Genomic DNA, 403 nt, shown 5'->3' on the forward strand with positions numbered 1-403 from the left:
ACTGATTTTTAAACTTATCTTTGTATTGCTTACAAAATCTGTAAAATGTATAGTGTTTTTAAAAGAACTTTCCTCATCTTTACTGAATTTAGCATTTTTAGCAAGAGTGGTAAGGTTTTGTTTGTTCTTTTTTAAAAAGGCAGAGTTTTCATTTAAGACACTAAACTGACTCTTGTTTAAAAACGAATCCATTCCTAAATAATGTGTGTTATTAAATGAAAACATCTTACAGCCCTAAATAAAAAATACCAAAACTCTTTCAGCGTCCATTAACTATATAATTAGGCAAAAACCAAGGTTTAGTCGGTTTATAATACTGCATAAAAGCATTTGAATAAATACTAGAACTACTTGTTTGAGGTCTATGGTTTGCATTGTAATTATTAGTGTAAGGTCTTTGGTA

At 28.3% G+C, this 403-nt stretch carries 1 protein-coding gene; it reads right to left on the minus strand.

All coding sequences use genetic code 11. From position 1 onward, the window contains the following. Positions 1–225, minus strand: a 225-nt coding sequence (locus DMB92_RS09095) for a hypothetical protein (RefSeq protein ID WP_142682745.1), incomplete at its 3' end; no start/stop codon positions are given. Positions 226–403: the final 178 nt, after the last annotated feature.

It is taken from the genome of Campylobacter sp. MIT 99-7217, from assembly GCF_006864365.1.
In the GTDB taxonomy this organism is placed as follows: domain Bacteria; phylum Campylobacterota; class Campylobacteria; order Campylobacterales; family Campylobacteraceae; genus Campylobacter_D.